The 14,538-nt window shown below is 64.5% G+C and carries 15 protein-coding genes; 7 read left to right on the top strand and 8 right to left on the bottom strand.

Going from position 1 to position 14,538, the window contains the following annotated elements; translation table 11 throughout:
* Positions 1-89 precede the first annotated feature (89 nt).
* The 3 genes from Q3C01_RS19290 to Q3C01_RS19280 all read left to right on the top strand — a co-directional run bounded on the left by Q3C01_RS19290 (position 90) and on the right by Q3C01_RS19280 (position 2,656).
* Positions 90-902, top strand: coding sequence for an MBL fold metallo-hydrolase (locus Q3C01_RS19290; protein WP_458146888.1), 813 nt, complete (start codon positions 90-92; stop codon positions 900-902).
* 75 nt (positions 903-977) lie between these two features.
* Complete coding sequence (locus Q3C01_RS19285; protein ID WP_458146887.1) at positions 978-1,502, top strand: hypothetical protein; 525 nt, start codon at positions 978-980, stop codon at positions 1,500-1,502.
* 98 nt (positions 1,503-1,600) lie between these two features.
* The gene (locus tag Q3C01_RS19280; RefSeq protein ID WP_458146886.1) at positions 1,601-2,656 is read left to right on the top strand and encodes an amidohydrolase family protein; all 1,056 of its coding nucleotides are present in this window, start codon (positions 1,601-1,603) and stop codon (positions 2,654-2,656) included.
* Between the two features lie 76 nt (positions 2,657-2,732).
* On the opposite strand, the gene Q3C01_RS19275 is transcribed toward Q3C01_RS19280, so the two are convergent.
* A complete protein-coding gene (locus Q3C01_RS19275) occupies positions 2,733-3,188 on the bottom strand; it encodes a cupin domain-containing protein (protein ID WP_458146885.1) in 456 nt (151 codons plus the stop codon).
* Positions 3,189-3,429: 241 nt separating this feature from the next.
* Here Q3C01_RS19275 and Q3C01_RS19270 point away from each other — a divergent pair, with 241 nt between their 5' ends.
* On the top strand, positions 3,430-3,990 hold the full coding sequence (locus tag Q3C01_RS19270; protein ID WP_458146884.1) for a hypothetical protein: 561 nt from the start codon (positions 3,430-3,432) through the stop codon (positions 3,988-3,990).
* Positions 3,991-4,060: 70 nt separating this feature from the next.
* Here the strand turns inward: Q3C01_RS19270 and Q3C01_RS19265 are convergent, their stop codons facing one another.
* Entirely contained in the window at positions 4,061-5,317 is a 1,257-nt protein-coding gene (locus Q3C01_RS19265; protein WP_458146883.1) for an aminopeptidase, read from the bottom strand.
* A gap of 317 nt (positions 5,318-5,634) precedes the next feature.
* On the opposite strand from Q3C01_RS19265, the gene Q3C01_RS19260 reads away from it, so the two are divergent.
* Together Q3C01_RS19260 and Q3C01_RS19255 are read left to right on the top strand one after the other, a co-directional pair.
* Positions 5,635-6,021 carry a BA14K family protein gene (locus Q3C01_RS19260; protein ID WP_458146882.1) on the top strand — a complete coding sequence of 129 codons (387 nt, stop codon included), beginning with the start codon at positions 5,635-5,637 and terminating at the stop codon, positions 6,019-6,021.
* Positions 6,022-6,296: 275 nt separating this feature from the next.
* Entirely contained in the window at positions 6,297-7,859 is a 1,563-nt protein-coding gene (locus Q3C01_RS19255; RefSeq protein ID WP_458146881.1) for a winged helix-turn-helix domain-containing tetratricopeptide repeat protein, read from the top strand.
* Between the two features lie 162 nt (positions 7,860-8,021).
* Here the strand turns inward: Q3C01_RS19255 and Q3C01_RS19250 are convergent, their stop codons facing one another.
* A complete protein-coding gene (locus Q3C01_RS19250) occupies positions 8,022-8,444 on the bottom strand; it encodes a GFA family protein (protein ID WP_458146880.1) in 423 nt (140 codons plus the stop codon).
* Between the two features lie 73 nt (positions 8,445-8,517).
* Positions 8,518-9,303 carry a methanethiol S-methyltransferase gene (gene mddA / locus Q3C01_RS19245; protein ID WP_458146879.1) on the bottom strand — a complete coding sequence of 262 codons (786 nt, stop codon included), beginning with the start codon at positions 9,301-9,303 and terminating at the stop codon, positions 8,518-8,520.
* A gap of 132 nt (positions 9,304-9,435) precedes the next feature.
* On the opposite strand from mddA, the gene Q3C01_RS19240 reads away from it, so the two are divergent.
* Entirely contained in the window at positions 9,436-10,977 is a 1,542-nt protein-coding gene (locus tag Q3C01_RS19240) for a winged helix-turn-helix domain-containing tetratricopeptide repeat protein (protein WP_458146878.1), read from the top strand.
* Positions 10,978-10,983: 6 nt separating this feature from the next.
* Here the strand turns inward: Q3C01_RS19240 and Q3C01_RS19235 are convergent, their stop codons facing one another.
* The 4 genes from Q3C01_RS19235 to Q3C01_RS19220 all read right to left on the bottom strand — a co-directional run bounded on the left by Q3C01_RS19235 (position 10,984) and on the right by Q3C01_RS19220 (position 14,439).
* The gene (locus tag Q3C01_RS19235; RefSeq protein WP_458146877.1) at positions 10,984-11,823 is read right to left on the bottom strand and encodes an alpha/beta fold hydrolase; all 840 of its coding nucleotides are present in this window, start codon (positions 11,821-11,823) and stop codon (positions 10,984-10,986) included.
* A 318-nt stretch (positions 11,824-12,141) separates the two neighbouring features.
* Positions 12,142-12,711, bottom strand: coding sequence for a DUF2147 domain-containing protein (locus Q3C01_RS19230; protein WP_458146876.1), 570 nt, complete (start codon positions 12,709-12,711; stop codon positions 12,142-12,144).
* Between the two features lie 18 nt (positions 12,712-12,729).
* Positions 12,730-13,392: a DUF3313 domain-containing protein gene (locus Q3C01_RS19225; RefSeq protein ID WP_458146875.1), complete on the bottom strand. Its 663-nt coding sequence runs from the start codon at positions 13,390-13,392 to the stop codon at positions 12,730-12,732.
* Positions 13,393-13,800: 408 nt separating this feature from the next.
* Positions 13,801-14,439 carry a TetR/AcrR family transcriptional regulator gene (locus Q3C01_RS19220; protein ID WP_458146874.1) on the bottom strand — a complete coding sequence of 213 codons (639 nt, stop codon included), beginning with the start codon at positions 14,437-14,439 and terminating at the stop codon, positions 13,801-13,803.
* Between the last annotated feature and the right edge of the window lie 99 nt (positions 14,440-14,538).

The raw sequence follows: 14,538 nt of genomic DNA, 5'->3' as shown, positions 1-14,538 counted from the left end.
CGCGAAACTGACGCGCTGTTGATCCCGATCGATTGGCCGCAGGCTGAATTGCACGCTAGACTTCCCCGACGTCATTGGGGACGGATCTAATGTGGCGACTTCTTTCCGCGCTCCTTGCGCTGCTCGGCGCATCCCTTTCGCCCGCGACTGCTCAACAGCTCCAGCGCAGCGAGTGCCTGGCGATGGCGAATGCGGCGCCGCGCGCACTGCCGGTCGTCTTTCAGCAGGCGGCGAATGCAGCCGAGGTCGAGATCACCTATGCCGGCCATTCCACCTATTTCATCGACACGCCCGGCGGCCTGCGCATCGCAACCGACTATAGCGGCGCCTATCAGGTCGGCCGGCTGCCCGACGTCGTCACCATGAACCGCGCCCACAGCACGCACTACTCCTTATATCCGGACAAACGCATTCCCCATGTGCTGCATGGCTGGGGCGAAGACGGCAAGCCGGCGCAGATCTCAGAGCGCATCGGCGACACCTTCATCCGCAACGTCACGACCGACATCCGCCGCTATTTCGGCGACGATTCCGGCACCGACATGATCCGTGACGGCAACTCGATCTTCATCTTCGAGGTCGCCGGTCTCTGCATCGGCCATCTCGGCCATCTTCACCACAAGCTCGACGACAGCCATTTTGCCCAGATCGGCCGGCTCGACATCGTCATGGTGCCGATCGACGGCACCTACACCATGTCGCTCGACGGCATCTCCGAGATCACAAAACGCCTGCGCGCCTCCGTCGTGCTGCCAATGCACCGCTTCGCAACGCCCCTCGACGACTTCATGCGCCGGATCGGCCGCGACTTCGAGATCGACCGCCGCCTCGAACGCTCGCTCCGGACCTCGCGGGATTCGCTGCCGGGGACGCCGACGGTGATCATCCTCGACGGCGTTTGAGGCGCGCCCGCGCAATTTTCTCCAAGCCGGTTGCCGGCTGCGCGTGATGGTCTCTCCGCAGCAACGGAGACTGACATGACCGACTTTGCCAGATTTCTGCACGCCGACGGGCCCAACCGCGAACATGCGCAAGCGCTGAGGCTTTACGGCCAGTTCATCGGCGATTGGGATGCCGAGATCATCGCGCACGCGCCTGACGGCGCCACCCATCGCGCGGTCGGCGAAATCAATTTCGGCTGGGTGCTGGAGGGCCGTGCCGTCCAGGACGTCTGGATGATCCCTCGCCCCGCCGGCGCACCGCCGTTCCCGATCGCCGGTAACTGGTACGGCACGACGTTGCGCGTGTACGATCCGACCATCGACGCCTGGCGGATTTTTTGGCTCGATCCCGGCCGCAGCGTGTTCCGTCAGCAGATCGGCCGTCGCAGCGGCGCCGACATCGTGCAGGAAGGCGCCACCGACAACGGCGACTTGTCACGCTGGAGCTTTACCGAGATCTCCGAGAATGCGTTCCACTGGCTCGGCGAGAGCAAGCCGCCCACGTCGCCGGACTGGCGGCTGGTGGTCGAGGTGCAGGCGCGGCGCCGCCGGGCCGCCTGATCCGCTCTCGCAGAAGGGCGCGTTGCGCAACACGCGCTGCCGCGCACCGCCCCCGGATGCTAGCCTTACCGCAACGACAATCAGGGGAGCGAATGCCGATGGCCGCGAGCAATATGCCCGCCAACAAGAGCGGACTCTTTGCCGATCCGCGCGAGGACTGGCTCGCGCTGCACCAGGAGGAGGTCATCGATCCCCTGCGGCCGATCGTCGATCCCCACCACCACCTCTGGGATCGCGGCGGGCAGCGCTACTTGATCGAGGAGATGGCCACCGACATCGCCTCCGGCCATAACGTGATCGCAACCGTCTATGTCGACTGCCGCTCGATGTACCGCGCGCACGGGCCTGAGGCCTTCCGCCCCGTCGGCGAGGTCGAGTTCGCGAGCGGCGTCGCCGCGATGAGTGCAAGCGGCGGCTATGGCAAGGCCGCGATCTGTGCCGGCATCGTCAGCCACGTCAATCTCTTGCTTGGTGATGCGGCAAAACCGGTACTGGAAGCCGAGATCGCCGCCGGAAACGGCCGCTTTCGTGGCATCCGGCATTCCTCCGCCTGGGACGAGGACCCCGTGGTCGCGGGCATGTATGCGAGCCGGCCGAAGCGGTTGCTGGAAGACGCAACCTTCCGCAAGGGCTTTGCCTGCCTCGCGCCGCTGGGCCTGAGCTTCGACGCCTGGCTGTTTCATCCGCAGATCGGCGAGTTGGCCGAATTGGCGCGTGCCTTTCCCGACACAAGAATCGTGCTCGATCATTGCGGCGGGCCGGCCGGCACCGGCCGGTTCGCAGGCAGGCGCGAGGAGGTGTTTCCGGTATGGCGGGCGGCAATCAAGGAGATCGCGAGATGCGAGAACGTCGTGGTCAAGCTCGGCGGGCTTGCGATGTGCCTGCTCGGCTATGACTTCCATCTGCGCGAAAGGCCGCCATCTTCCGAGGAGCTTGCGGCGGCGTGGCGGCCTTATGTCGAGACTTGCATCGAGGCGTTTGGTGCGAAGCGCGCGATGTTCGAGAGCAATTTCCCACCGGACAAGGGCCAGTGCAGCTACCAGGTGATCTTCAATGCCTTCAAGCGCATCGCCGCACCGCTGAGTGAAGCCGAGAAGACGGCTCTGTTCGCGCAGACGGCGACCGATTTCTACCGGCTCGAACTGCCGTCATGACATGAGAAAGGGCCGGGACGTTGGTCCCGGCCCTTTTCGAGGCCATTCGCTCGGAAGCGCCTTGGTAGAACTTGGGTCAGCCGGCCCCCAGAAGCGTCGCGGAACGACGCTCGCCGGGCGCGAGGAACATCCGCTTCAGCTTGTTGACGACACGGACCATGAAGCCGATCAGTGCCGGATTGGTCTTGCGGCAAAAGGCGATCTTCTTGACGTAGCCCTCGACGTGCCACTTGGCATGCGCACCGTCGCGGAAGAAGATCACGTCGCCGGCCCCGTAGCGCTTCGACGGCAAGCCTTCACTCTCGAGCACGATCGATCCTTCAAGGATCATAATGGTCTCGTCGAAATCGTAGTACCAGTTGAAGCGGCCTTCGGTGCAGGACCAGATGATGGTCGATGCCGTGCCGTCGGTGCTGGTCGACAGGATGTGCGACCGCGACACCGGATTGCCTTCGATGATCCATGACGGCTCGATCGGCCGCAGCTCCAGATCGACGGCACAATTTCCGGTTTCAATCAACGCGCGCGACATCGGCTTCCTCTGGGGATAGAAATATGAGTGGGCTGGCCCAGGCCCCGGGCCGTTTCAAACAGTGCGCATGACGCTAGAATCCGTTTTTTAATTCTTCCTTACGCGGGCCCGGACAATCAGCCGCAAGTTGCATGTGCGGCGCGCCTAACGCGTCGATTTGCCTTTGGATTCGTGCATTTGAACCCGGCTTTTGCAGGGTGCGACAAAATGCGCGGAGTCCAATCAGCAAGGAGCCGGTCCGATGCCCCTTTTCCCCGAGGCCGTGAGCGCCAACAGCGAGGCTGCCGGGCACCTCGCGGCCCTCGACGTCTGCCTTGAAGCCGACGATCCGCCGCCCGACTGGTTCTCCATCGACGGCATCGAGGCGCCCCGGCAAGTCGGCAGCGACGGCTCGGGCGGCGCGTTCGTGCTGCTGCCGTCAAACCATGTGCTCTATGCTTCGTCGGAGGGCCGCGCCGGGATCATCGCGGCAACATTCGAGGACTTCATCCAGATCGTCGTCGCCTGTCCCTATTGGCTCGACATCCTCAAATTCTCCGCCGGCGGCGACCTCGAACAGATGCGGCGCGCAGCGGTCGCGCTGGAGGCGACGCTCGACGACGAGGACGACATCAACGACGCCCGCGACGCGATCCGTGACGCGTTCGACCTTCCCGCGTTAGCGGATCCCATCGGGGTGCTTTATGAAGCGGTCGCCGCGTCCGACGCCATCGTGCGCGCGACCGACGGCAGCCCGTTCACCACGCTGTTCAACCGCTTCACGATCGATCGCATTCCGATGCTGCGCAACGCAGCGGCATGAGGCTTTTTTTTGATTGAGCATGATCTGGTCGGAAAACCGGTTCCCACTTTTCCGGATCATGCTCGCGCGGCTATTTCGCCCACTCGCCCTTGCGGAATACCGGCTCCTTGCTGCCGTCGGCCAGAATGCCATCGATGTTGGTCTCGGCCGAGCCGATCATCCAGTCGATGTGGATCAGGCTCTGGTTGCCGCCCTGCGCCGCGATCTGTTGCGGCGTCAGCTTGGCGCCATTGATGAAGCACTTCGAATAGCACTGGCCGAGCGCGATGTGCGACGCCGCGTTCTCGTCGAACAGCGTGTTGAAGAACAACAGCCCGCTCTGCGAGATCGGCGAGGAGTGCGGCACCAGCGCCACCTCGCCGAGCCGACGGGCGCCCTCGTCAGTGTCGAGCACCTTATTCAGCACCTCCTCGCCGCGCGAGGCCTTTGCGTCGACGATCTTGCCGTCCTCGAAGCGCACGGCGATGTTGTCGATCAGCGTGCCCTGATAGGACAGCGGCTTCGAGCTGATGACGTGGCCGTAGACGCGCCGACAATGCGGCGTGGTGAAGACCTCCTCGGTCGGGATGTTGGCGTTGCAGCTGATGCCGTTCTTGGAGAGCGAGGCACCGCCTTCCCATTCATGACCATCGGCAAGACCGATGGTCAGATCGGTGCCTGGCCCGGAGTATTGCAGCGCGCGGAAACGCTTGCCGTTCAGCCAGTCCGTGCGCTCGCGCAGCGCCGCATTGTGCTGCGCCCAGTTCGCCATCGCATCCGCGCGATCGACACGGGACGCGGCAAAGATCGCATCCGCGAGCTTGCCGATCGCGATGTCCTCGGGATCATCGGGAAACACCTGCTTCGCCCAGGACGCGCTCGGATAGGCGATGATGTTCCAGTTGGTGTCGAAATTGACGATTTTTTCCAGCGCAGGCTGGTAGGCCATGGAATTGGCCTTGCTGGCGCGCGCCACCTTGGCGGGGTCCTCGCCCGACAGCAGCATCGGATTGTCGCCGACGATGGCCAGTCGCGCAGTATTTTCCGAGAAGGCCTTTGCCATTCCCTCGTAGAGCCAGCCGGCAGCGCGATCAAAACTGTTGTCGTCACCGTGGCGGTAGCGCGCCAGCGTCATCTCCTCATCGGAGAGGATCGGCGTGACGATGCCCGCGCCTGCCTTGTAGGCATGCACCGCGATCCGCCGTACCAGTGGCAGCGCGATTGCCGGCGCGGTCAGCAACAGATCCTGGCCCGGCCGCAAGCCCAGGCCCACCTTCACCGCCACCTCGGCCAGCCGGTCGAGTTTTGCGGGATCGATGGGAGTGGAGGTGTTGCGTTGATCGGTCATGCCGGGTCCTCTGCCGAAATTACTATTCCATCTAAGTCTAGCATCGCATGGCGCAAGTGCGCGAGCCAATTGCGCGCCTTGAGCCAGGATACGCAATTTCACGCATCTTGGTTTTCAACACGTTGCCGCCCCAGTGGCCCGGTTGAGCAGCGCCAAGGTCATATTTCAGTGAGATAGGCGCTGCGATCGCGGCGCGGCTGCTTCAGCCCGGTCGCTGCGAGCCGTCATCCTGTCGAAACTTTAATCCATCGGTACCGGCGGGTTGCTTTATCTCTGGCGCGAGGCGTCGATCGCCTTCGCATGACGAGGAGACCTTGATGTTGAAATCGTTTCGCTCAGTTGCTGGAGCCGTACTGCTTGCAAGCCTTGCGGCAGGCGCGCCGTCGCCGACATACGCCGCGCCGATCGGCCATCCGTTGGCGGTCGCGCCCTCGCAATCCGCAAATGTCGAGCAGGTCCGCTGGTACGGACATCGCGGCTGGGGCGGCGGCGCATTCGTCGGCGGCCTCGCCGCCGGCGCGCTGATCGGCGGCGCGCTGGCTGCGCCTTATTACGGTCCAGGCTATCCGCCTCCGCCCCCCGCCTATTATGCAGCACCACCCGCCGACGATGCGGTCGCCTATTGCATGCAGCGCTACCGGTCCTACGATCCAAACAGCGGCACCTTCCTTGGCAATGACGGCCGCCGGCATCCGTGTCCGTGATCGCCTCGCCATAAATTGGGGGGGTGGGCACGGCGCAAATTGCGACTTTTGCCCACCCTTGGAAGGTCTACCCTCTTGGCGAAAGTCTGCCCCCCTCTTGGCCGGTTCCATCGCCCGGCCGCCCATCGGCGACATAGCTGGCATCTGCCCAGTTCAGGGCAACCGCCGACGCTCCGATGAACCGAAATGCATCTTCGATGGACTCACAGAATCAAAGCCCAATTCATGTTGCCATTTCGGATGCTTGATTTTGTCATGAGGCCAGAGTCGTCGCAGTGCAGTTTCTGTTTAGCGATCACTTACTTGATACCGACAGGCGGGAGCTGAGCCGCGATCGGGTTCCCATCGCGGTCGAGCCGCAGGTCTTCGATCTCGTCGTTCACCTGATGCGGAATCGCGACCGCGTGGTGACCAAGGACGAGCTGATCGACAAGATTTGGCTTGGGCGCTCGGTCTCGGAATCGACCCTGACCAGCCGGATCAACGCGGCACGCAAGGCGATCGGCGACTCCGGCGCGAGCCAGGCGCTGATCCGCACCGTGGCGCGCAAAGGCTTTCGCTTCGTCGGCGACGTCGAGATGCGGAACGGCCATGCCAGCCTGGCGGAGCCTGCCGGCCAGGCCAGGGAAGCCCCGGCCGCGCTGCCGCTGCCCGATCGCCCTGCAATTGCGGTGCTGCCATTCACCAATATGAGCGGCGACCGCGAACAGGATTACTTTTCCGACGGAATCAGCGAGGACATCATCACCGCGCTGTCGAAGCTGCGCTGGTTCTTCGTCATCGCGCGCAACTCCTCCTTCGTCTACAAGGGCCGCGCGGTGCATATCGGCGAGATCGCCCGCGAGCTCGGCGTGCGCTACGTCCTCGAGGGCAGCGTCAGGCGGAGCGGCGACCGGGTGCGCATTTCCGCGCAGCTCAACGACGCAACGAGCGGCAGCCATCTCTGGGCCGAGCGCTACGACCGCAGCATCGCCGACGTCTTCGCCGTGCAGGACGAGATCACCGATGCCATCGTCGCCGCGATCGAGCCGCAGCTCTACGCCGCCGAAAGCTTTCGCGCCCAGCAGAAGCCGCCGGGAAGCCTGGATGCCTGGGATCTGGTGATGCGCGCGCTGTCGCGTTACTGGCGCATCACACGGGGCGACAATGTCGCAGCCCAGGGGCTGCTCGAGAAGGCGATCACGATCGACCCGGCCTATGGCAAGGCTCTCGGCTTGCTCGCGACCAGCCATATGTTCGGCGCCCATATGGGCTGGGCCGACATGGCGGCCACGCTGCCGATCGCGGAGCGCGCCGCATTCGCCGCGGTCGAGGCAGACCGCGACGACGCCTGGGCCCATCACGGGCTCGGCTACACCTACTTGTTCCGGCGGCGCTTCGACGACGCCATCGCCGCATTCGAGCTCGCGCTGCGGCTCAATCCCAATTTTGCGATGACGCACGCCTTCTACGGCGTGACGCTGTGCTATGCGGGCCGCTGGGAGGACGGCGAGGCGGCCGCACGCCGCGCGCTGCGGCTCAGTCCGCGCGATCCGTTCTCGGCGATCTATTGCGGGGTCGCCGCCTATGCGCAGTTCATCGGCCATCGCTACGAGGACGCGATCCAGTTCGCGCGCGAGTCGCTCAGGCAGCGCAGCGACTTCGTCGGCGCGCATCGCGCGCTGACGGCCGCCGCCGGCATGCTCGGCAATCGCGAGCTGGCGGCCTCCGCACTCGAAGGCCTGCGTCGTGCCCAGCCCAACGTGTCGCTCGCCTGGATCACCAGCGAGCTGCCGATGCAGCGCGCCGAGGATCGGGAGCATTACCTCGAAGGCTTGCGGCGCGCAGGGTTGCGGTAGCCGGCCCCTCTCCCCGTTCTTGCGGGGGAGAAGGCTGGGGTGAGGGGCTGCATCCGCAATCACGGCGAGAGTTGGACTTGCGGAAGCTCCCCCTCACCCGGAATCCGCGCTGCGCACGCATTCCGGCCGCTCGCCGCGAGCGGAGAGAGGCGAAGCGATCACCTACTCCTTCATCATCTCGCCGCTGCCGCCGAACTCTGCGGGAAAATCCTTCAGCTTGGGCAGGCCATCGCGCATTGGCAGCACGGTGTCGGCGTAGTTGACGTGGACGGCGGGCGTGAAGGCGAGCGTCGGGATGGCGGCGGTGAAGACGTCGATCAGGCCGAGCGGCGGATGGCTGGTCATGAGATGGCCGCCGCATTTGCGGCAATATTTGCGCTGGCTGAGTGGCGTCTTGGCATAGGTCGTAACGTGATCGGCGCCGGCGGTGATGCGCACGGCCTCCGGCTTCCACAGGCTGAATGCATTGACTGGCCCGCCCGACCACGAGCGGCAGGAACGGCAATGGCAGTAGCCCATCGCCTCCGGCGCGCCCGTCACTTCGATCGCGACGGCGCCGCAGAAGCAGTTTCCGACGTGTTTCATTGAAGTGCTCTCCTTGAATGATGAATGCCTCGTCTCCCTCTCCCCGTTCTTACGGAGAGAGGTGAAGAGCGGCTCAAGCCGACCGGCGCCAGGGAATAAGCATCGATACGCGCTGTTTGTATTGCCGGTACTCGTCGCCAAACATCGCGACGAGGTCGCGCTCCTCGAGCGTGATGCCGAGCAGGATGTAGAGCGTGATCACGGATGCAAACAGCAGGTGGCCCACGGTCATGGTCGGCGCGGCCCAGACCGCGATGATGAAGCCGAGGTAGAGCGGATGCCGGACGAATTTGTAGAACAGCGGCGTCGTGAAACGCGGCGACGAGGCCTGCCTGTCGACCAGTTGCTGGGTCACCTGCTGCACACCGAACAACTCGAAGTGATTGATCAGGAAGGTCGAGATGAAGACCAGCACCCAGCCGGCAAGGGATAGCGTGACGATGGTCACGGCGACATCCGGATCCTGGACGTCCCATATGATCGCCGGCAGCGGCCGCCACTGCCAGAACAGGAGCAGCAGCGACAGGCTCGCCAGCAACACATAGGTGCTGCGCTCGACAGGCTTTGGCACAAACTGCGTCCACCACGCCTTGAAGCGCTGCCGTGCCATCACGCTGTGTTGAACGGCAAACAGCGCCATCAGGAGCAGATTGATGGTGACCGCCTCGATCGCCGAGGAATCGGTCCCGGTGTCGATGCTCTTGGGCACCACCAGGCCCATGACGAAGCCGATGGCGTAGAGGATGGTCACGAGAAATACGAGATAGGCGGCAATTCCGTACAGAAAGGCGATGAACTTGAGAACTTTGGAGCCCACGACATCCGGGCTGATATTCACGTCGGAATGAACTTGGCTCATATGTAGCTCCGTTGTGCCGGGATCGGCACTTCTTGGGTCGCTACACCCTGCCGCATTGGACGCGCCGAAACTTTTGCGGACGATTGATTTTCGCCTGAGACGTCGCTGATTTTTGCTTGAGATGACGAGGCCGTGCGATTTCGTTTTGAAAACTATGTGCTCGATAGCGAACTGCACGAACTAACGCAGGACGCCGCGGTCGTTCCATTGCAGCCGCAGGTATTCGATCTGTTGCTCTATCTCGTGGAGCAACGCACGCGTGTGGTCACCAAGGACGACCTGATCAACGAGGTCTGGGACAACCGCATCGTTTCGGACTCTGCGGTGAATAGCCGCATCAATGCGGCACGAAAGGCGCTCGGCGACGACGGCGCTAGGCAGCGGCTGATCAAGACCATCCCGCGCAAGGGCTTTCGCTTCGTCGGCGAGGTGCTGGACGAGACTCTGGCGCCGCCTGCGGCCGAGGCGAAGGCGCCACGGAGCGCTCCCGAGCGGCCGGCGATCGCGGTGCTGGCGTTCGAGAACATGAGCGACGATCCCGAGCAGGAGTATTTTTGCGACGGGATCGCCGAGGACATCCTCACCGCGCTGTCGAAGGTGCGCTGGTTCCTGGTGATCGCCCGCAACTCGTCCTTCACCTACAAGGGCCGCGCGGTGCACATCCGGGAGATCGCCGACGAGCTCGGCGTCGGCTATGTCGTCGAAGGCAGCGTGCGCAAGGCCGGCGACCGCGTGCGGATCACTGCGCAGCTCAACGACGCCGTCACCGGCAGCCACATCTGGGCCGAGCACTACGATCGCGAGCTCGGCGACGTCTTCGCCGTTCAGGACGAGATCACGAACGCGATCGTCGCGGCGATCGAGCCGCAGATCTATGCGGCGGAGAATTTTCACGCCCGGCGCAAGCAGCCATCGAGCCTGGACGCCTGGGACCTGCTGATGCGAGGGCTGTCGCACTACTGGCGTGTGACGCCGCAAGATCATCTGACGGCGCAGGCGCTGCTCGCCCAGGCGATCGCGATCGATCCCGATTACGGCCAGGCCCTGTCGCTGCTGGCGGCAAGCCACATGTTCGGCGTGCATCTCGGCTGGGCGGAGCTGGCGACCGCGGCCCCCGTCGCGGAAGCTGCCGCGCTCGCGGCGGTCAAATGCGATCACGAGGATGCCTGGGCGCATACCGCGCTCGGCAGCGTCTACTTCTCGACGCGGCGACTGGACGACGCGCTGTCGGAGTTCGAGCAGGCGCTCAGGCTCAACCCTAATTTCTCGCTGGCGCAGGGCTATTACGCGCTGGCGCTGTCCTATGCCGGCCGGTCGAGCTGCTCGTTCGAGGCGGCGCAAAAGGTCATTCGGCTCAGTCCGCGCGATCCGTCGCTCGCGATCTACTACGGCATCGCCGGCTACGCCCGCTTCACCGAGCGCCGCTATGACGAGGCGATCGCCCTTGCCCGGGAGGCGATCCGCCACCGCGGCGATCTCACCGGCGCCTATCGCGTGCTCGCGGTCTCGGCCGGGATGCGCGGCGATCAGGAGCTGGCCACGACTGCTTTGCGGGAGCTGCGCCGCACCCAGCCCAATATCTCGCTCGCCTGGATCACGACGCAACTGCCCTGGCGGAGCGAAGCAGATCGCGAGCACTATCTGGAGGGATTTCGAAGGGCGGGGTTGAGATGAGGAAGGTCAAACGCTCGATGCGAATTCGTCGAGCAACTTGTTGAACGCCTCCGCCTTCTCCCATTGCGGCGCATGGCCGGCGCCATCGATCACCTGCACCTCGCCGCGCCACAGCGTCGGCGCCGCCAGTCGCTGGAGATAGCCGAGATCGACGATCTGCTCTTCACGGCCGTGGACGATCGCAAGCGGAATTTTGAGATTGCGGACGATCTCGGCCTCGTCGGAGATGCGGCCGGCCTGGACGTTGGCGCCGAGATAACCCCTGGCGTTGCCGTCCGTATTGCGGAAGTCCGCGACGACGAAATCGGGAATCGGAGCATAGCCGGGCGCGAAGGCCGATTTCGTCCAATCCTCGATCTCGGGCTCGCTCGGCTTCGGCGTGAACACCGTCGCCGACAGGCCCTTGAAGCCGGAAAAGCCGTCCGGCGCCTTGCCGATCGGCGGCGTGCCGAAGATCATCAGACCGGCGGCCATCGGCAGCGCAGCCGCCGCATTGAGCACGGCGTGGCCGCCGAGGCTCCAGCCGACCACCACGGCCTTTTTCAGATCGAGCTCACGGGCGATCGTGGCAATCACGGAGGCATAGCCCGGGCCTGAATAGTCGGCCTCAGGATTGGGCGGAGGCGACGACGCACCATGCCCCGGCAGGTCGATCGCGATCACGCGGAATTTTGTCCCCGGCAGTCCCTGCAACTGCTTCTGCCAGATCCGGGACGAGGATGAGTTGCCGTGGATCAGGAGGATCGGGCGGCCGGTGCCTGCGCTCTCGAAGCCGGCGATTATCTGGGCGCCGATCTGCAAGCTCAGCGGGCGCAAGGCGGGTCCTGGAAAAGGCTGATCATTCATGATCCACCGATCTGGTTGTTGAAACTGTTTTTGACGATCGGATGCATCTTGGCACGCGGCGCAGGACAGTGCCATCGCCTTCTAGATCAGTGCCGCGCATCGCGAGCAACTCGGCGAGGCGCCTGCCGAGTTGCAGAAGGCGCTGGGGAAGTAGCGGCGGACACGCTTCCACCACGTCGTCATTGCGAGCGCAGCGAAGCATTCCAGAATCGTTCCGCGGAGGGACTCTGGATTGCTTCGCTATGCTCGCAATGACGGAGTATGAGGAGACGGCGCCCAACCCCTCACCGACCAGGTGAGCCGCTGCGGAAGTAGCCTCTACTTCCCCTTCACCGGCGTCGGCTTCGGCGGCGACGCCGCGGCCCATTCCTTGTCGGCGCGGGGACCGTTGACGTCACCGGTCAGGCCGATGAGCTGGCCCGGCTGGGCGTCGAAGGTCTGCTGCCAGGTCTGGGTCTGGCACAAGAACCTGATCAGGCAGCCCTTGAGCTTCAGTCTGTCGGCGGCCTCGCGCCACAGCGAGACGGAATAGCGCTTGCCGTCCTCGGCATTGTAGATCTCGCCCGCAAAGCGGCCTTCCGGTGTCGCCTCCAGGCCCATGATGAGCTGGTGGCCGAGCAGCGCGCGAGCGCGCTTGTCGGGATCGGGATTTTCGCTGTCCCGGAACGGCTGGCCGCGCTTGTCCGTCGGGGTCTTCATCCAGACGATGAAGCCGCAGATGCGGTCGCGCCCCAAACCGCAGCGCTCGAGACGGATGCGTGCCCGGCCGTCCTCGGTGACCCAGGTGCCGGCGGGATCGGTGGGGCTCATCGCCCCGGCGCGGCCGTCGAAGATCATCAGCGCGATGGTGATCGCGACACGGACGACGATGCGAAGAAGGATGTTCATCTCTCGGCCTCTCTCGCTTCAGTTCAGCTGCGCCATGAAGGCGTCGGCGCCCTTCTCGATGCCGGCCGTGGCGGCCGCGAGCGAGCCGACGCTCGCCTTGATGTCGTAGGCGTTCGGGTATTGCTTGGTGACGTACGCGCTGAGCAGGCGCGAGGTCGAGGCGTCGAAGATCTCGACGCCGTAGATGACCGAGCCGGTCAGCGTGCCCTCGCCGTCGCGCGCGGCCTGCACGCCGTTATAGACGGCGCCCGCGACATCGAAGCGCGACAGCGTGCCGAGCACCGGCGTGTTGGCGACGGCACCGGTCAGGGTCAGCCGCACCCGCAACGTGTTCGGCCCGCGGGCACTCACCAGCGCAAAGCGGCTGCGCAGCTTGTCGGCGAAGCGGTTCTGCATGTAGGCGGCGAGCGTCGCCTTGTCCTTGTCGGACATGTCGCCGAACTGATGATCCTTGCCGCGGTAGATCACGACGGGGTCGAGGATGACTTTATTGTAGGTGCGCCAATCGACCTGCGCGGAGTAGCGGTAGGGCACGCGGCCGGAAGTGTCCGACTTGTCTGGCGCCATGTAGGCCGACGAGGCCATCTCCGAATAGGGCACCGGCGTCACGCTGGCGCAGCCGACCACGACGGCGCACAGCGCGAGCGTTCCCAGACCGCGCATGGCGATCGAGCGATCCATTCCATACTCCTCTTAAGACGCAATGAGAGGCAGCGGCGACCGCAGCCGCGCACGGGACAAGAACGCGGCTGCGGTGCTCACAATTACCGACCCAAGGCATCTTCCGGGGCCATGATCCGAAGCCTTGGGCCGGGCCTCAGTGTCCTCGTTTATAAAACCGACCAGACGGTTTGTAAAGTACGAAAATGCGGCTGATACCGTCGGCCGCGCCGGTCGCGCTATTTGACCCTCATGGTGAGGAGGCGCGCCAGCGCCGTCTCCGGACGATGCTTCGCATCGCCGGGCGAACCATGAAGGCCCGCCTCTTGCAGCTTGGCCTTCATCCTTCGAGACGCTTGCTCCGCAAGCTCCTCAGGATGAGGGGTTGGGCATGCCTGGCGGTGAGGGATTCGTATTGCTGACGGCCGCTCAGGCGCGCTTGCGCGCGGTTGCGCTCTTGGCCGGCGTCGCTGCACCCGTCTTCACGGTGCGCGGCTTGGCAGGCTTTTCCAGCGCGCTCCACTGACTATCGTCGAGCAGGCGCGCGAACAGGCGCTGATGCTCTTCCTTGCTGAGCGGCGACATGCCGAACAGGCCGCTGAGCAGCAGTCCGCGTGCAGCGGCCCAACGCAGCAATGCAAGATCCGGGTCGGCGGCCTCCGCCTTGATGGCCGCGACCCGCTTCATCTCGCGATCGCGCGGCAACGACATCAGGCCGGGATTTTCGACCATGGCCGCGACCAGCGCCAGCGCCGCCGAATTCGGCGACGCGGCCGCTTCGCGGACTGTCGCGAGCTGGGTTGCGAGCGCGGGGTTCGCGGAGGTTGCGCTCACCTTCGCCATGTAGCTGTTCGAAAATTCCTCGAAATGCGCCATCTGGCGCTCGAGCAGTGCTTTGAGCACGGCTTCCTTGGTGCGGAACTGATGCATCACGCCGCCCTTGCTGAGGCCGCTCTCGCGCGCGATGGCGTCGAGCGTCAGCCGGCCGGGTCCGTCGCGCGCAATGATGGCAATCGCCGCTTCCAGCGCAGCGTTGCGAGATCGTTCCGAGCGGGTGGCGTTGTCCATGGCGGACTTGTCTCCGTGACAGGGAGATGAATCAAGTGAAAACAGGATCGCGCTGTACATTTTTTGTGCGGCGGATGCCGACTGCGCCAAAGGGGCCGC

The sequence above is a fragment of the Bradyrhizobium sp. UFLA05-109 genome, from assembly GCF_054185165.1.
The sequence above is the reverse complement of the archived record's forward strand: the minus strand, read 5'-3'. Positions and strand labels throughout refer to the sequence as shown.